The 18,801-nt window shown below is 33.6% G+C and carries 16 protein-coding genes; 1 reads left to right on the top strand and 15 read right to left on the bottom strand.

Going from position 1 to position 18,801, the window contains the following annotated elements:
* The 8 genes from ftsY to FC72_RS00475 form a co-directional block, all read right to left on the bottom strand.
* Positions 1-1,368: a signal recognition particle-docking protein FtsY gene (gene ftsY, locus FC72_RS00510; RefSeq protein WP_057763670.1), complete on the bottom strand. Its 1,368-nt coding sequence runs from the start codon at positions 1,366-1,368 to the stop codon at positions 1-3.
* A gap of 3 nt (positions 1,369-1,371) precedes the next feature.
* Positions 1,372-4,926, bottom strand: a complete 3,555-nt coding sequence (smc, locus tag FC72_RS00505) for a chromosome segregation protein SMC (RefSeq protein WP_057763669.1) — start codon at positions 4,924-4,926, stop codon at positions 1,372-1,374.
* 13 nt (positions 4,927-4,939) lie between these two features.
* Positions 4,940-5,629 (bottom strand): ribonuclease III, encoded by a 690-nt coding sequence (gene rnc / locus FC72_RS00500; protein ID WP_057763667.1) that lies wholly within the window; start codon positions 5,627-5,629, stop codon positions 4,940-4,942.
* Between the two features lie 85 nt (positions 5,630-5,714).
* The gene (gene acpP, locus FC72_RS00495) at positions 5,715-5,957 is read right to left on the bottom strand and encodes an acyl carrier protein (RefSeq protein WP_057763665.1); all 243 of its coding nucleotides are present in this window, start codon (positions 5,955-5,957) and stop codon (positions 5,715-5,717) included.
* A 37-nt stretch (positions 5,958-5,994) separates the two neighbouring features.
* Positions 5,995-6,999, bottom strand: coding sequence for a phosphate acyltransferase PlsX (gene plsX, locus FC72_RS00490; protein WP_201781780.1), 1,005 nt, complete (start codon positions 6,997-6,999; stop codon positions 5,995-5,997).
* 12 nt (positions 7,000-7,011) lie between these two features.
* On the bottom strand, positions 7,012-9,048 hold the full coding sequence (gene recG, locus FC72_RS00485) for an ATP-dependent DNA helicase RecG (RefSeq protein ID WP_057763661.1): 2,037 nt from the start codon (positions 9,046-9,048) through the stop codon (positions 7,012-7,014).
* Positions 9,049-9,103: 55 nt separating this feature from the next.
* Positions 9,104-10,741 (bottom strand): DAK2 domain-containing protein, encoded by a 1,638-nt coding sequence (locus tag FC72_RS00480; protein ID WP_057763926.1) that lies wholly within the window; start codon positions 10,739-10,741, stop codon positions 9,104-9,106.
* Between the two features lie 66 nt (positions 10,742-10,807).
* Positions 10,808-11,176 carry an Asp23/Gls24 family envelope stress response protein gene (locus tag FC72_RS00475; RefSeq protein ID WP_057763658.1) on the bottom strand — a complete coding sequence of 123 codons (369 nt, stop codon included), beginning with the start codon at positions 11,174-11,176 and terminating at the stop codon, positions 10,808-10,810.
* A 184-nt stretch (positions 11,177-11,360) separates the two neighbouring features.
* Here FC72_RS00475 and rpmB point away from each other — a divergent pair, with 184 nt between their 5' ends.
* On the top strand, positions 11,361-11,546 hold the full coding sequence (rpmB, locus tag FC72_RS00470; protein ID WP_010019437.1) for a 50S ribosomal protein L28: 186 nt from the start codon (positions 11,361-11,363) through the stop codon (positions 11,544-11,546).
* Between the two features lie 55 nt (positions 11,547-11,601).
* Here rpmB and FC72_RS00465 read toward each other — a convergent pair whose 3' ends face one another.
* From FC72_RS00465 to fmt, 7 genes are read right to left on the bottom strand one after another with little or no spacing between them, the layout of a single operon-like run.
* On the bottom strand, positions 11,602-12,258 hold the full coding sequence (locus FC72_RS00465; RefSeq protein WP_057763656.1) for a thiamine diphosphokinase: 657 nt from the start codon (positions 12,256-12,258) through the stop codon (positions 11,602-11,604).
* Entirely contained in the window at positions 12,258-12,920 is a 663-nt protein-coding gene (rpe, locus tag FC72_RS00460; protein WP_057763654.1) for a ribulose-phosphate 3-epimerase, read from the bottom strand. The genes FC72_RS00465 and rpe overlap by 1 nt, the downstream gene beginning before the upstream one ends.
* Before the next feature lie 12 nt (positions 12,921-12,932).
* On the bottom strand, positions 12,933-13,823 hold the full coding sequence (gene rsgA / locus FC72_RS00455) for a ribosome small subunit-dependent GTPase A (RefSeq protein ID WP_057763652.1): 891 nt from the start codon (positions 13,821-13,823) through the stop codon (positions 12,933-12,935).
* A 3-nt stretch (positions 13,824-13,826) separates the two neighbouring features.
* Entirely contained in the window at positions 13,827-15,773 is a 1,947-nt protein-coding gene (gene pknB, locus FC72_RS00450) for a Stk1 family PASTA domain-containing Ser/Thr kinase (RefSeq protein WP_057763651.1), read from the bottom strand.
* A complete protein-coding gene (locus FC72_RS00445; RefSeq protein WP_057763925.1) occupies positions 15,774-16,517 on the bottom strand; it encodes a Stp1/IreP family PP2C-type Ser/Thr phosphatase in 744 nt (247 codons plus the stop codon).
* Between the two features lie 16 nt (positions 16,518-16,533).
* Complete coding sequence (gene rsmB, locus FC72_RS00440; RefSeq protein ID WP_057763649.1) at positions 16,534-17,844, bottom strand: 16S rRNA (cytosine(967)-C(5))-methyltransferase RsmB; 1,311 nt, start codon at positions 17,842-17,844, stop codon at positions 16,534-16,536.
* Entirely contained in the window at positions 17,834-18,790 is a 957-nt protein-coding gene (fmt, locus tag FC72_RS00435; RefSeq protein ID WP_057763647.1) for a methionyl-tRNA formyltransferase, read from the bottom strand. Before fmt ends, rsmB begins: the two co-directional genes overlap by 11 nt.
* Positions 18,791-18,801: the final 11 nt, after the last annotated feature.

Raw genomic sequence — 18,801 nt, 5'->3', positions numbered from 1 at the left:
TTATTCTCCAGAACCGACAATTAACTCTTTAAATAATCCATAAATAAATTTCTCAGGATCAAAGTCCCGTAAATCGTCCATTTGCTCACCTAGACCAACTAATTTAACAGGAATATGTAACTCATTTCTAATGGCTAAAACAATACCACCTTGTGAGCTTCCGTCAATCTTTGTTAAGACAATACCTGAAACATCAGTTGTCTCATTAAATTGTTTGGCCTGACTCAAGGCATTTTGTCCAGTAGATCCATCTAGGACTAATAAAACTTCTTGTGGTGCATCGGGTAATTCTCGAGTAATAACACGCTTGATTTTCTCTAACTCACGCATTAGACCCTCTTTATTTTGTAATCTACCCGCTGTATCAACTAAAAGTATATCAAAATCTTCATTTACTGCACGATGGACAGCGTCAAACACTACAGAAGCAGGATCAGTTTGCGCTTTACTTGCTTGAACTGGAACATTTACACGTTTACCCCAAACTTGAAGTTGTTCAATTGCTCCGGCTCTAAAAGTATCTCCTGCTGCCAAGAGAACTTTTTTGCCTTCTTGTTGATAACGATGAGCTAATTTACCAATAGTTGTAGTCTTTCCGGCACCATTGACACCAACGAATAAAAATACAGTAGGAGTCTTGTCTTTACTGAATTTAAGAGTATTGTCTTCCTCTTTGCCTTCTTCATCATACATATCGACTAATTTTCTAACAATTACATCTGAAACATCTGAACGTTTCTTAACGTTCTCCAATTTAACTTCTTCTCTTAATTCATCGGATAAACGCATTGCTGTCTCATAGCCAACATCAGATTCAATCAATAATTCTTCAAGATCGTCAAAAAATTCTTCGTCTACACTTCTAAAATTAGCTAAAAAGCGATTGAATCTAGCGCCAAATGAATTACGACTTTTCTTTAAACCTTCATCGTATTCTTTAATATCATCTTTATCTGATTCTTCACTTTGTTCTATATCAGAATCTGATTCCTTTGAATCTGTATCAGTAGCATCTTCAGTTTCCTTTTCTTCAACAGAATCTTCAGAAACCTCTGCTTTATCTGAATCAGAATTATCAGATACTTCACTGGTATTATTCTCAGGTTCAACATTTTCTGTTTTCTCAGTAGAATTTTCAGAATCTTCTTCAGGTACATCAGCTTGTTCTTGTTCAGGCTCTTCACTCTCAGAACTTACTTCAGCTTCTTCTGAATTAGAAACATCTTCTTCATTAAACTCTTTATCATGACTTATTTCTTCATGCTCAGACTCTTTTGATTCTTTTTTTTCTTCTTCTACTTTTTCAGATTTCTTTGGCTCATCTTCTTTGCCCGTAAAGGCTCTCTTAATTCGATCAAAAAGTCCCATATATTAATCTCCTTGTTTTTCTACTTTAACTGATAGCATCTTCGAAACACCGGATTCTTCCATAGTAACACCATAAAGTCGGTTTACATTCATCATTGTACCCTTACGATGAGTAATAACGATAAACTCTGTATTATCATCATATTTATTCAAGTAATTTGCAAATCGATAAACATTAGCATCATCAAGTGAAGCCTCGACTTCATCCAAGATACAAAATGGTACTGGATTCACTTTAATTATTGCAAACAGTAAAGTTATTGCTGTTAAAGCTTTTTCTCCTCCGGACAAAAGACTTAATCTTTGGAATTTCTTCCCCGGTGGTTGAGCGATAATTTCAATACCTGTTTCTAAAAGATTACCCGGATCAGTTAGAACTAACTTTGCTCTACCTCCAGAAAACATCTCTGGAAAGATAGTTTCAAAAGCTGCGGCAACATTATCAAATGTCTTTTTAAAGCGAGTCATTACTTCATTATTCATATCAGACATCGTATCAAGTAATTGCTTTCTAGCAGTGATCAAATCATCTTGTTGTTGAGTTAAAAATTCATATCTATCTTTTACCTTGTCGTATTCGGTAATGGCTGACAAATTCACTGGACCTAACTCATCAATTCCCATTTTCAATAGATTAGCTTTTTTCTTTAAATCGTCAGGATCTGCATCCTGCTTTTTCAAATTGACCATTGCAGCTTCATAAGTTAATTGATAATCATTTGCTAAAATGTCCAAACGACTATCAATTTTATTAGTTAATTTAGTAACTTGAATAGCCAAGCTTTCTTGTTGATCAGATGCTGACTTTTGTAAGTCGAAATTACGTTGCGCCAACTCATTTAAATCTTTGGCTTTTGATTCTTCATCTGAACGATTCTCTTGCAATTTATTTAATACATCTTTTATTTCAGCTATTTCAACATCAAGATTTTTAATTTTTTCTTTGATCTCTGAATTACTAAGATCCAAATTACTTTTCTCGCTATTTAACTGATCTAATCTTATTCGTAATTCTTTTACTTGTTCATCATTAGAACTTATTTCTTCTAATAAACGATTATATTGAGAATTTTCATTTGAAAAATTACTTTTCACAACAGCTAAATCTGTCTGATATTTTTGAATTCTCTCATTTGTTGAAGCTATTTTTGAATCAAAATCTTTCAAGGTTTTCTGCTTATTATCAATCTTTTCTTGGACCGCAGTTAATTTATTAGCTAAATCATCAGCAATTTGCAATTGCTTCTCTAAATTGTCAGATAATTCTTTCTTCTCATTTTGAGTCTTAGTTTGATTATACGTATAAGCAGACTGCTGACTTTCAAAATGTTTTAATTCATTTTGTTGAGTTAATAAGGTATTGCTCAATTCACTTTTATTTTTGTTAAATTCATCTAATTCTTTATCAACACTGGACTTTTCTTGACGCAAGTCGATCAACTTTTTACGCAATTCCTCAACGGATTTTTGTTTTTGATCTAATGTAGCTTCTTTCTTAGACAAACTTGCGACTAATTCTTTCAGGTCTTCTTTTCTACTTAGAAGACTCGAATTAACACGTCGCCTTTGTCCACCGGTCAAAGATCCTCCAGCATTGACAACATTTCCATCAAGAGTCACTACCCGATATTTACGATTTACAGCTGCTGACACTTTAGTTGCAGCATCGATATCAGTAGCAATTAATAAATTACCCAAAATATTTTTAACTATATTTTCAACATCTGAATCAAATTCAACCAAATTACTAGCAACATCAATAAAACCAACAATATTGTGTGCTGAATTTAGATCCGTTGAATAAATATTTCTAGGTTGAATAATATTTTTTGGCAAAAATGTAGCTCGACCAGCATTTTTTTGACGCAAAAACGAAATTGCCATTTTTGCAGATGATTCATCGATAGTTACAATGGATTGAAGTTGATTACTAACTACTGTTTCAATTGCAAATTGATATTTCTTAGGAACAGTAATCAATTCGGCAACGGCACCAACAATCCCATTCAATGATTGCTGATTATTTAAGACATTTTTAGTTCCCTCATAAAATCCAGCATGTTCTTGTTCCATATTTTCAAGAACTGTTTTTCTGGCTTTTATTTCTTGAAGACTCTCTAATTCCTTAAGATAAGCTTGGTTTTCACTTTGACCTTGTGTAGTAACATCCTCAATATCAGAGGCAATATGTTGGCTCTTTTTAATTAAACCTTGGTTTTCCTCTACAAGCTTATTGATAGATGTATTAACTTCCACTATGTTTTGTTTCAAATCAGCAATTTTTATAGAAACCGTGTCGGTACTCTTATTTTGTTCTTGTTCTTGTTGAGATATTCTATCTAATTGTCTTTGACTGAATTTTTGTTCATTATTATTTGAAACTTGTTCTTGTAGCGTATTAACATATTGGTCTCTTAATTTGTTTATTTCATTTTGAAGATCTTCTGGGGTCTGTTCTTTAAGATGTTGTATTTCTTTTAGTTTATTTTGATAATCACTAATACTATTTTGATAATCATCTAATTTTTTCTTGGATTCAGATAGTTTTTGATTAATAACTTTTTTATCAGATAAAAGTCTTTCCAATCGATCATTTAATGATTTTTGATTGCTAGAATTGAACCCATTTCGCTCATCTGAAACGGCAATTTGACCATTCAAAATCTCTAATGACCTAGTTTTTTCCACCAATTCATTTTGTTTAGAGTCAATTTCTTTAGCGAAATTACTTATTTTATTACTATTTTCATTTAAACTGGCAGTCGATTCTTTAACTTTTTTCTCGATCTCTTTTAAGCTTAGCTTAACTTCACGTAACTCATTGTTAGTCTTACGTTTAATTGCAGAAGCGTCTTTTATTTCAAGAGTTAACAATTGCTGATAAATGGCATCATATTGTCCTTTTTGTAGTTGATAATCTTTAGCTATACTAGCTTGTTCTTTTAAAGGTTCAACCTGTTTAGCAAGCTCTGAAACAATGTCTGATACTCTATGCAAATTATCTGTAGTTTCAGACAATTTATTCTCAGCTTGTATTTTTTTCTGCTTAAATAAAGCAATTCCTGCTGATTCTTCAATAATTGATCGTCTTTGTATAGGTTTACTGTTAAATATTTCTTCAACTCTACCTTGTGAAATTATTGAAAAGGATTGCTTTCCCATACCTGAATCCATAAATAATTCAGTTATATCTTTTAAACGACATTCTTTATTATTAATTGAAAATTCAGTATCACCATTACGATATAATTTTCTCTTAATTGAAATATTTTCTTGATCTGTTTTTAATTCCTTTTTAGAATTATCAAACTCTAAAACAACTTCTGCATGATTCATTTGTGAACGAGTATCACTACCAGCAAAAATAATATCAGCCATTTTGTCACCACGTAAACTTTTTGCTGACTGCTCGCCCATAACCCAACGAATTGCTTCTGTTATATTTGATTTACCACTACCGTTTGGTCCAACGATACCAGTAATTCCACTTGTAAAATCAATCTTTGTTTTATCAGCAAAAGATTTGAATCCATTTATTGTTAATGATTTTAATGGCATAAAATACAAACTCCTATAATTCTTCTAACGCTTTCTTAGCGGCCATTTGTTCTGCATGTTTCTTGCTGTAACCAAAGCCTTTAGATAAGAACTTTCCATTTACTAATAGTTCAACTTCAAATTTTTTATCATGATCGGGTCCTTCTTCGTCAATAACCTCATAATCAATTTCAACTTCACCTGATTGTTGAAGTCTTTCTTGAATATGAGTCTTGAAATCAGTATCTTCTGAAAATTCCCCTGAATCAATATGAGGATAGACAACGCGTTGTAAGAACTTGTCTACTGTTTCGTTTCCTTGATCCAAGTAAAGTGCCCCATTGAATGCTTCAAAAATATCCTCAAGCAGAGTATGTCTTTGACGTGCTCCTTGTTTTTCTTCACCTTTACCAATTAATAAATATTTATCTATTTGAATTTCTTTAGCAAATCTGGCAAAACTATCTGTTCTTACAATATCTGAACGTAATCTTGTCAGCTTTCCTTCAGGTAATTGTGGAAATTTTTCAAAAAGGTACTTTGAAATATTTATTTCCAAAACAGCATCTCCTAAAAATTCCAAACGTTCATAATCACCAATACCTAATTCTTTATGTTCATTGTCAAATGAGGAATGTGTCATCGCACGTTCCACCAATTTTTTATCATTGAAAGTTATTCCATAGTTTTCACTTAAGTAACTCAAAAATTTCGGATCTAACATGATATGCCCCTTTCCGATAATATTAATTATACTAAATTTTTTGGCTTAAATATTTATTAAACCAAAAAAATAAGACCTATTGGCCTTATTTTTGATGATCTTTAATATAACTAACAGCTTGTCCTACTGTTGTAATTTTTTCTGCATCTTCATCAGGAATCTCTTGGCCAAATTCTTCTTCAAGTTCTAGTACAAATTCAACTAAGTCAATTGAGTCGGCATCTAAATCATCTACAAAAGATGTCTCATTTTTTACTGTATCTGAATCAACCTCAAATTTATCGACAATCATAGCTTTAATTTTTTCAAAAATATCTTGTTCTGACATTTAAATAACTCTCCTGTTTTCACCAAGTTGGTTTAAATTATTTTTTTTCTTCCATTTGTTCAAAGTACTTATTTGATTTATTAATTGTGTCGTTAAGCAACATACCATAAATTTGTTTTACTGTATAGAAAACAGTCTTAGCATCAGCCGCACCATGGGCTTTTACAACAGGTGATTTCAATCCTAACAGAACAGCTCCACCTGCTTTAGAAGTATCAAACATATCCTTTAATGATTTCAATGAAGGTGCAACAATAGCGGCGCCCATTTTAGTAAAGAATCCATTGTTAAGTAATGCATTCTTCAACTGACTCAAAAGAATAGTGGCAGTCCCTTCAGTAGCCTTTAAAGCAGCATTTCCAGTAAACCCATCTGTAACAATAACATCTGCTACTCCTGCTAATATATCATTTGATTCAACATTTCCAATAAAATTGATTCCTTCAGTATTTTTAAGCAAGTCATAAGCTTCTTTATGAAGTGGATCACCCTTGTCTGATTCAGTACCATTATTTAATAAAGCAACTCTTGGTTCTTCAATTTGTTTAATGTCATGAGCATAAATTGAACCCATAATGGCCCATTGTTGCAAATAAGTGGCCTTAGCTTCAGCATTCGCACCGACGTCTAAGACATTAACTCCTAGAGAGGAGTTAGTAACTGGCAGCGTTGGCATCAAAGCTGGACGAGAAACCTGTTTTATACGTCCGACAATGAAAATACCAGCGGCTAATAACGCACCAGTATTACCCAAAGACAACATTGCATCTGCTTCTTTATTTTTAACAGATTTAGCAGCTAAAACCATTGAAGAATTTTTCTTTGAACGAATGGCCTTTACTGGTTCATCTGTACCTAGAATTTCTTCATCAGTATTAACAATTTTAATTCTTTTATCGTCTTTTAAATACTCTTTTATTTTTGTTTCATCACCATAGAGAACAAATTCTAAATCTGTCCACTCATCACGTGCTTTTTCAATTCCTTCGACAATAACCTGGGGTGCATTATCTCCACCCATTGCATCTACAGCAATTTTCATCATATTTCCTCACTAATCAAAATTATTTAACTGTTCAAATTCATCACTCAAGAAAGATTTTAACACTTTATTTTCCGGTTTAGCTATAGCTTCATTCTTAAAAATCTCTTCAGCTTCAATTTGTGCCACTTCTAAGATATTAATATCAGCTACCGGGTCACCGACTTTGAATTCTGGTAACCCCGACTGGCGATTACCTAAAACATCCCCCGCTCCACGCATCTTTAAATCTTCCTCAGCCAAAACAAAGCCATCATTTGTAGATGTCAAAATCTTCATTCTTTCTAAAGCTGTTTCGTTTTTAGGATCAGCTATCAAGATACAATACGACTGCTTCTCACCTCGACCAACTCGACCTCTTAATTGATGCAGTTGAGAAAGTCCAAAGCGGTTTGCATCATATATGACCATTACAGAAGCATTAGGAACATCCACTCCTACTTCAATTACAGTCGTCGAAACTAGTACGTCAATTTTTTGATGACTAAATTGATTCATGACATCTTCTTTTTCATCATTTGACATCTGACCATGCAAAAGACCTATCTTATACTTTGGAGCAAATAATTCATTAAATTTATCAAAAATAAGCTCAGCATTTTTCAAATCTATTTTTTCAGACTCCGAAATTAACGGTGTTACCACATAAACTTGAGCTTTATCTGCTAATTCTTTAGTAACAAAACGATACATCTGCTCAATTTTGGTACTTCTTATCCAATAAGTCTCGATTTTTTTCCTACCAGCTGGTAATTCATCAATTCTTGAAACATCCATATCTCCGTAAGTAGTGATTGCAAGTGTTCTAGGAATTGGCGTTGCAGTCATTGCTAAAACATCGGGATTAGTTCCTTTTTCACGTAAATTTTTACGTTGATTAACACCAAATCTGTGTTGCTCATCAATGACGATCAACCCTAAATCTTTAAATTGGACACTATCTTGGATCAAAGCATGGGTACCAACAATTATATTAGTTTTACCTTCACGTACATTTTCAGCTATTGCGTCATGCTCTTTTTTAGTTTGTGAACCAGTTAAAATACTTGTTCTAATTTTCAATGGTGATAATAACTTACCGATTTTTTCAAAATGTTGCTGAGCAAGAATTTCAGTTGGTGCCATAATAGCAGCTTGATATCCGGCTGTAACTGAAGCTAACATCGCAATAACGGCGACGATTGTTTTTCCAGATCCAACATCCCCTTGAAGAAGTCGATTCATATGATGATTGGAGTTCATATCTTCTAGAATTTCATTAGTAACTTTTGCTTGAGCACTAGTTAATTCAAAAGGTAAAGAATCAATGAATTGTTTTATGTATTTTTCGTCATACTTTTCAAGTAAACCAACATTTTGCTCTTTATCACGATATTTCATATTTTGAATACCACATTCAAATAAAAAGAACTCTCTAAATTTGGCACTTCGTCTAGCTTCTTCATTTTGTTCATCTGATTTTGGAAAATGCATTCCTTCAACCATATCATGGTCATTCATTAGATGATATTTTTCAATTAAATTATCAGGTATTACCGTATTGATTTGGTCAGAATATTTTTCAAATGCTATTTTGATCAAATTGATCAATGTTTTTTGATGAATATTCTTATTTACTGAATAAACCGAATCGATTGAATCTTCAGCGTGACCATCACCAATGACTTTCATACCCGTAATTGCACGTCTATTTTCATTCCATTTACCATAAACAGCCACTTCATTACCAGTTATAAATTTATCCTTTAACCAAGGCTGATTAAAAAAAGTCACCATGATCGATTCATTTTCGACCATTATTCTGACATTTAAGCGATTCTTTTTATATCCGAATCTAGCTACAACAGGATCACTGGCAACTATACCCTTCAATAAAATCTTTTCTTGATCAACAGCGTCATTAAGTGACTTTACTTCCATATCTTCATATCGAAAGGGAAAATAAAATAATAAGTCATAAATATTTTTAATACCCAACGACTCGATTGCTTCTAGTCGTTTTGCCCCAACTCCTGGCAAAGTCGATACTGAAACTTTCCTTAAATCCATTTTCCCTCCTAAATAAAACAAGTTTGGAACAAAAAAGTCCCAAACTTTGTATTAGTTATTCTACAGCGATTAAGTATGGATAAACTGGTTGATCACCTTGATGAATTTCTGTCTCTAAATCTGCATATTTATCATCAAGATAGTCAACAAGTTTTTGAGCATCTGATTCATTACCATCTTGACCAATCAAAATAGTTATAACTTCACTATCTTCATCAATCATTTTATCTAAGGTTTTTTCTGCGCCTGAAATAATGTCTTCAGAATCCACTAAGATCTTACCATCAACGATTCCCATGTAATGACCCTTAGTGATTTTAAGGCCATCGATCTCAGTATCACGAATTGCCTTAGTAATTTGTCCACTCTTAACGGTATCAAGTGAATCTTCCATATTTTCTTTATTTTCATCTAGTTTTGCTTCAGGGTTAAATGACAACATTGCTGTCATACCTTGAGAAATTGTCTTAGATGCTACGATTGCCACTGGAATTTTAACCAATTCTGCTGCCTGCTTAGCGGCCATAATTATATTACCGTTATTAGGTAAGATTATCGCACGTTTGGCATTTGAAGCATTTATAGCATCAACAATATCATTAGTTGACGGATTCATTGTCTGTCCACCACTAATAACATGAGTAACACCAAGGCTCTCAAATAAGGTAGACAATCCATCACCTGATGACACAGCAATAACTGCATAATCAATCGGTTGATTGCTTACCGGAGTGGCAATTTCGTCATCATCAATAATAGTCTCATGTTGAATACGCATGTTATCTATTTTGATTTTAGTTAAAGCACCAAACTTTCTACCAGCTTCCCAAACTTTATATGGGTAGTTAGTATGAACGTGGACCTTGACCACTTCATCATCAGAAACGACTAATAGAGAATCACCAATTTCACTTAAGTATTGACGAAACTTCTCATAATCGAATTTTTCATTTGATGTGGGATCTTGACCTAGTTCAACCATCATTTCAGTACAATAACCATTTTCAATAGAATCTGTATTAAATTGACTTTGGACTGATTCTTGATGATGAGTAGCATTGATCATTTCATCCATTTCAGCTTCATCAGGAGTATATGCTTCATCACTAGCAGCTTCCCCTGATAAACCTTCAAGAAAACCTTCATAGATAAATACTAATCCTTGACCACCTGAATCAACAACGCCAACTTCTTTTAAAACTGGCAATAATGATGGTGTCTTTTCTAATCCGATCTTTGCGCCCTTTACAACCGCAGACATAACTTCTGATGTGTCTTTAGTTTCTTTAGCCTTCTTCATTCCGGCTTCAGCACCAAATCTTGCAACTGTAAGAATAGTTCCCTCTACAGGTTTCATAACAGCTTTATATGCTGTTTTTACACCATCATCAAAGGCTGTTGCTAAATCATTAGCATTTAAAGATTCCTTTTTCTCGATGCTCTTAGAAAAGCCTCTAAATAATTGAGATGTTATAACACCTGAATTACCTCTAGCACCCATTAAAAGACCTTTTGCTAAAGCCTTACCTAATGTTCCTACGTGAGTACTCTCAGATTCATTTACTGCCTTAAATCCACTTTGAATAGTAAGACTCATGTTTGTTCCTGTGTCCCCATCTGGAACTGGAAAAACATTCAGTGAATTAACAAATTTAGCATTTTTTTCTAGACGATGTGATGCGACACGCACCATATCAGAAAATTCATTTTTGGTAATAAGTTCTTTGCTCAAAAAAATTCCCTCCAACCAGCTTAATACCTATTTAATGTCGTCCAAAACTTTAATTCCTTGAACATACACATTAACAGTGCCGGCTGGTGTTCCGAGCATTGTCTCTAGGTTATATTTAACTTTCGCTTTTAAATTTTTAGCAACTTCAGATATTTTAATCCCATATCCTACTATGATATATACATCAACGGCAAGTTTACCGTCTTTTTGATCAACAACTACACCACGAGAAAAATCCTCACGGTTTAAAATTGTATTAACTCCATCTCGCAATTGATTCTTGCTAGCCATACCTACAATACCGTATATGTCTGATGCAGCTCCACCAACAATTGTAGAAACAGTATTGGTAGACACGACGATCTCGCCATGTTTTGTCTTAATTGTAACTGCCATTCTGGATCCTCCTATCTTTGGACCTTATCTATCCTATCATAACCATAAAAATTTTATCATAGCAACTTTTTGAATTAAAGATTTAAGACCAATATTATTACTCTATTGCTTTCAATGCAATGTTATGGTAAATTAGTCAGGTGATATTTTAAAAGAAAACATGTAGCCAAAGGAGGTCGGTCCCATGGCAAAAGATATTATTACAGGCCGTAAGACAGTGTTTGGTAACAAACGTTCTCACGCTCTTAATCAATCAAAACGTTCTTGGAAGCCAAACTTGCAAAAAGTTCGCATCATGGTTGATGGTAAACCTAAACGTGTTTGGGTTTCTGCTAGAGCTTTGAAATCAGGAAAAGTTACCCGCGTATAATTTTAAAATGCTAAAAAGGACTAACGATTAATTTCGTTAGTCCTTTTTATTTTATCTATTTTTTATCGGCACTTTGAATGACTGCAATCACTCCGCTACCAAAATTGAAATCAATTGAATCACCAATAAATTCATTACTTGCCCAACTTACTGGATGATCTGCACTGTAATCTTTTAATTTATATTTTGCATTAACCAAATTCAATCTGGTAACTGGACCTAAATTAATAAATCCAATGTATTTCATGCCGTGCTCATGATAAACCGTATAACTACCAGGTTTAAAAAATCTAATAGTATTATTAGCTGATTTGAAATAAAGTTTATCGTAAAAATCAAAGAATCTTTTATCAAATGGTAAGAATAAGTTAACCAAGAAATGATCAATACGACCACCTGTACCACCATAAATGATGTATTCTTGAGCGTTAAATTTTTCTCTTGCTGCTAATAAGCAAAGTTCAGAATCGGTATCATTCTTTTCTGGAGGAAACTTGTAAAAGTTAGAAATATTATCTTTCAAAAACTTTTGTTCTTTTTTGTTTATCGAATCAAAATCTCCAATAGCAACCTCTGGGATCACGCCATTTTGAACCAAATAAAGATTTCCTCTATCTGCACCAACCCAAGGCCCAGGGATGGCTTTGATACTATTCATTTCCTCAGGATATTCGCTTTTTGGACCACCTAATAAAATATTAACTCGTTTCATTAGTCTTCTACTAAGTCCTTTAGTTTATTGATTCTGCCCTCAAAATCATCACTACCAAAGAGATATGAACCAGCAACGAAAATATCTGCTCCGGCATCCGCACATTTTGTAATTGTTTCATCATTAATTCCACCATCAACTTCAATTTGGAAATCATTAGTAGCTGATGTTTGTCTTAATTGATCCAATCTTTGAATTTTCTTGGTCATACCTGGTAAGAACTCTTGTCCACCAAAACCAGGGTTAACTGTCATAACTAAAATTTGGTCAATAATTGGAAATAATTCTTTGACATTTTCAAGTGCTGTACCAGGATTAACTACAATTCCAGCTTTTGCACCTAATTGTTTGATCATTTGAATTGATCTATATGTGTGATGTGTACTTTCCGCATGAACCAAGACCGTATCGGTACCAGCTTCTACTACTGGTTTAATATATTCTTCAGGATTATCGATCATCAAATGAACATCTAGAGGTTTGTCAGTAACTCTATTCATACCCTCAACAACACTTGGACTAAAAGACATATTTGGTACAAAATGTCCGTCCATGATGTCAATATGAAATAGGTCGGCACCAGCATTTTCAGCCATCTTCACATCCCTCTCCAGATTCATGATATCTGCAGAAAGAATTGATGGAGCTATCTTATTTGTCATTCAAAACACTCCTTAATATTTTTTCTTATAGGAATTTATTTCATTTAAAAAATATAAATAATTGTCATAACGACTCTTCATTATTGTACCATTCTCAACCATTTCCTTAACTTTACAGTTAGGCTCGTTGACATGGTGACAACCACGAAATTGACATTCATTACTATATTTAACAAACTCAGGGAAAAGATTTGGTAATTCATCTTTATCGATTTCAATTAATTCTAAAGAGGAAAAACCTGGGGTATCTGCAACTAACCCACCTTCTATATCAAAAAGTGATACTTGTCGCGTCGTATGTTTCCCACGATTCAAGGTTTGAGATATCTCTGCAGTTGCCAATCCTAGTTCTGGATCAATATGATTCAATAACGTTGACTTTCCAGCTCCTGACTGACCAGTAAATACAGTAACTTTATCTGAAAAATGTTTCATTAAATCATTAACTTGTTCTCTACTATAGCTGTCTCGACCATCAAACACGGTATATGAAGCTTCACGATAACCATTCAAAGTCATCTTAAGTTCGTTATAGTGTTCGTCATCTAACAAATCAGTTTTAGTTAGATAAATTAAAGGTTCAATATCATTATGCTCAATATTAACCAAAATCTTATCCAGTAAATTACTTGAAAAGTTAGGTTCAACTGATGAAGTAACTACAATTGCCTGATCAATATTTGCTATTGGAGGACGAACTAAACTATTTTCACGATCTTCAATTTCCAGAATATAACCAAGATCGCCGCTGGCCTCATATGTAACCATATCTCCAACAATTGGTTTGATTTTTCTCTTTCTAAAATTGCCTCGTGCTCTAGTTCTTATCAATTCATGGCTTTCATGGTCTAAAACATCATAAAATCCGCTGATCGATTTAATAATTCTTCCTTCTCTTTTCATTCACTACCCGCTTACTGAGCCGGTCACGACCGTTTGATTGTCTCTAACGATATTGTATGTACCTGTTTGACCACTCTTTAAATTAAAACTTAATGTTACTGGTGTTGTCTGTGTTATCGTCATTGTCTTATAAGGATTGCTAATATTATGGTTAGCATCACCAATATAAATTGTAACTGAATTAGAAGTTCCGCCACCATCATCATATGGTATGCTTACTTCTTTTGTAACAGTCTTTGTTCCAGAATCATTGTTATTATCATTGTCCTTATCTGAATCCGAAGAATTACTATCACTTTCTTCTTTTCCTTTGGACATAACGACTGTTAAAGTTGCACCTTGACTAATACTGCTTCCTGCTGAAGGATTTTGAGATATCAACATACCTGATGTGACTGTATCTGAATATTGATAAGTAACATCAAGTACAGCATCGATCTCATCTGCATAATCTTGAATGCTCTTTAAATTGTATCCCGTTAAATCACGTACTTTGTATGTCTTCTTTTTAACAGTAGGTGTTTTAGCAATAGTCAAAACTAGACGTTTCTTTTTTGCAACTACTTTACTACCAGCTTTTATACTCTGCTTCATAACCACACCAGCAGAATATTCATTTGTTTCTTTATATTTCAGATGAATAGTAAATCCTCGCTTCTTCAAGCCGTCAGACACTTCATCATACTGTTTACCGGTTACTTTTGGCATCTTGTAATATCTTGCACCCAAACTGACAACCAAATTAACTTTAGCATTATTCTTCAGTTTGAGCCCTTTTGCCGGAATTGACTTAATAACATGTCCAGCAATCACATCGTCATCGTTTTCTTTTGAAATGGATCCAACTTGAAGATTAGATCCCTTTAACATTACTGTAGCCTGTTTAATAGTTAAGTTACTCAAATCAGGAACAGACGTCTCTGCACTACCTCTTACAATTGCAAATATCAAAAATAATAGTAGCAACAAAGGAATCAATGACATCCAAATTATCTTATTACGTTTACTTTTCTTTTTATTAGCAGACTTATCTTGATCATCTTCACGAAGAGGCTGCATAACTTTTGTTTCTTCAAGGTCATTATGAGATATCGGTACAAATTTAGGTTCACTAGCACGCTCTGGCAAAAGACAAGTATCAATATCTTCACACATTTCTCTAACTGTTTGATAACGTTCTTCAGGATCTTTTGCTGTGGCTCTCAAAACAACGTTTTCAAGAGGCTGAGGAATATTGTGATCAATTGCATGTAAATCAGGAATATCTTCTTTAGAATGCTTAAGAGCAACAGATACAGCTGTATCTCCAGTAAATGGAACATGTTTCGTTAATAATTCAAACAAAATAATTCCAAGAGCATAAATATCAGATAAAACTGTCGCAGATTTACCACGAATCTGTTCTGGAGACATATAGTGTACTGATCCCAAAAGTGAATTAGTTCTTGTGATCGATTGGTCACTTAGTGCAAGTGCGATTCCAAAATCTGAAACCTTTACTTGTATTGGATCCTTAGAATCATCAACTAAAATGTTTTCCGGTTTTAAATCACGATGAATAATTCCATGTTCATGCGCAGTTGTAACTGCTGAACAAATTTGTTCCATTATATCAACGACTTCATGATATGGAATTGGAAAGTGAGTTTTTAAATATCTTTTTAAATTAGGGCCGTCAACATATTCAATTACGATAAATTGAATCCCATTATCATTGCCAACGTCTAAAACATTAACAATATTAGGGCTTGAAAGACCACTGGTAGCTTTAGCTTCACGTCCGAATCTTCTTTTAACTGATTCGTCATCTTGAAGATCATATCTTAAAGCCTTAACAGCAACTTTTCTGTTGAGTCTTATATCTTTTGCTAAATACACATTAGCCATTCCGCCTTCGCCAAGCGTACCTAAGATCTCATAACGGCCACCAACAAGGTAACCTTTGTCCATTTACTTAATACCTCCATTTCCTGAGGCAAAAAGTAATGCGGTGATATTATCTCTTCCACCGGCTTGATTAGCTTTATCAATTAAGATATGGCATTTAGCATCTAAACTAATCTTCTCACCTAAAACTTTCTTCATTTCATCTTCTGAAACCATATTAGTGAGACCGTCAGTACATAAAAGAATAATAGCATCATCAACAAGGTCAAAATTTTTAATACGGGGTTGCACTGTTTGAGAAACACCCAATGTTTGAGTAATTATATTTTTTTGCGGATGATTTTCAGCTTCCTCTGGACTAATTTGTCCAGTTTCCAACAATTCATGTACTAATGAATGATCCACACTAAGTTGTTCTAATTTCTTCTTATGATAAATATAACAACGTGAGTCGCCAACATTTACCACCATCATTGTTTTACCAGAGAAGAAAACACCGACCATAGTTGTTCCCATACCATTTAGATCATCAAATTGATTTGAAACAGAAACAATTCGATCGTTTTCTTTACTGATTTCTTTAATGATCCATTCGCGCAGATCGTCTAATTCATCAATATTTGATTGTTCAAAGGTGTGTCCCAAGTGAGAAACTGCCATATCAGAGGCAACATCCCCACCACGGTGTCCTCCCATACCATCAGCGACGATACCGAAAATAACACCTTTTTTATTTTTAAATACATTTACATAATCTTGATTATTTTTTCTTAATTTACCGACGTCGGTCAATAACGCGTAATCCATATCCAACTTTACCTCATTATTTTTTTCGCCTAAAAGCTGCTATAAAGAATCCATCGGTGAAATAGTCACTTGGGAATAATTTTATAGTATCTTCATTTGAAAGATCATTTTTTATTGGTGTCAATTCATAGTTTTCGTGATTTTTTAAAAATTCAGCAACAACCGCTTCATTTTCTTCATCATCAAAAGTACAGGTACTAAAAACTAATCTACCATCTACTTTTAACAAATCACTAATACTATCTAGGATATCTAGTTGAATCTTTTGCAAGTTCATTAGATCCTCAAATTCTCTAAAATAGCGCAACTCTGGCTTTCTTCTTATCAAGCCGAGTCCAGAACATGGAGCATCTACAAGAATCTTATCAAAGCTTTGGGCTGGAAAATGGTCTTTCGCATTTCTAGCGTCCATAGCTTTCGTCTGTATTATATCCTTATATCCCAGTCTCTGACCATTTTCACGAATTAATTTTGTTTTACGCTCATGAATATCCAGAGCAGTAACATGACCCTTCTTTAAATAACTAGCAATATGAGTTGTTTTTCCGCCTGGTGCTGCACAAGTATCCAAAACCAAATCATCTGGTTTTAAATCCAAAGCAGGAGCAACAAGCATTGAGCTTTCATCTTGAATTGTAAATAGTCCATCATTAAATTCATCTGTATCAAACAAACTACCACTATTTAAGACCAGTCCAACTGGAGAAATGTGACTATTCTTGATTTCGAATCCTTGATCTTCGAGACGTTCCTTTAAATCAGAAACGCTTATTTTATTAGTATTAACTCTAATAGACACATGTGAGGGTTGATTTATAGACTCCAAAACTTCCACAGCTTTATTAATTCCTTGCTGTTTTATCAATAGTTTTACTAACCAAAGTGGCGTACTGTAACGAATACTTAGATCTTTTTCACCTTGACCAGTTGGCAACTCTCTAAAACCGTTACGTTGGTAATTTCTCAAAACACCTGTAACTAATTTAGACAGACCGATACTTCCATTTTGTTTAGCAATTTCAGTAGATTCATTCAAAACTGCATGATCTGGAATTTTATCTAAATAATGCATTTGATAAATAGCAGTCATCAACAAATTCATGATCCAAGGCTTTATTTTTTTACCCTTAATATAAGGTCCTAATTGATATTCAAGTACATACATATTTTGCAAAACACCATAAACAATATTAGTCATTAATCTTGAATCAGCATTCGACAGATCCGATCGCTTTAATAGATTATTTATTTCGATATTTGAATATGCCTTATTTTGCAAAATACGTGTCAATGCTTCAACTGATACCGCACGAGGATTATTTTTCATTTGTATTAACCACTACTTGTCCCTTTTTTAAATTATTTCCTAAACCATTCATATAATTGGCGATATCCATAACTTTTTTACCAGCTGGTTGAATCTTCTTGATTGAAAGACCCTTTTTATCACCAGCAACAATAACCAATTTCCTTTTGCCAGTTTCATAAACTGTTCCTGCTGATTGATCTGTATCAATATCGACAACTTCACTCTTATAAAACTTAGTTCTTTGTCCATTGAACATTTCCCATGCACCAGGTTCGGGACTTAGTGCTCTTATATGGTTAAATATTTGTTCAGCTGATTGATTAAAATCTAACTTCTCTTGTTCTTTAGAAATATTTGGTGAAAATACAACCTTATCTTCATCTTGTTTAATAGGCTTAATTGTATCATCTAAAATATGAGGAATAGTTTCTATCAACAAGTCACGACCAGCGATTGCCATTTTGTCAAAGACAGAACCATTATCATCGTCCAATGTGATTGGAACTTTAACTTGACTAATAATGTCTCCAGCATCCATAGCTTTAACCATATACATAATGGTAATACCAGTTTCTTTGTCACCATTCATAATTGACCATTGAATAGGCGCTCCACCACGATACTTAGGCAGTAATGATCCATGAACATTAATTGCCGCAACTTTTGCTGAATTTAAAAATGATGTAGGCAAAAATTGACCAAATGCAGCTGTAATAATTAAATCTACATTTAAAGCCTTTAGTTCTTCAACTTCTTCACTTCCAGAAAGCTTAGCTGGTTGATAAAGTTTAATATTTTCTTGTTCGGCAATAAGTTTTACCGGACTTTTTTGAAGTTTTTGCTTTCTACCAACAGGTTTATCTGGTTGAGTCACGATTGCTTTAATATCATAGTTTGCTTTCAAAAGTCCATTTAATACAGTTGCGGAAAAATCAGGTGTTCCTAAAAATATTACGCTTGTCATTTAATAGTTCT

This window comes from Companilactobacillus tucceti DSM 20183 (assembly GCF_001434665.1).
In the GTDB taxonomy this organism is placed as follows: Bacteria; Bacillota; Bacilli; order Lactobacillales; family Lactobacillaceae; genus Companilactobacillus; species Companilactobacillus tucceti.
This window is presented reverse-complemented; position numbering and strand designations above follow the sequence as displayed.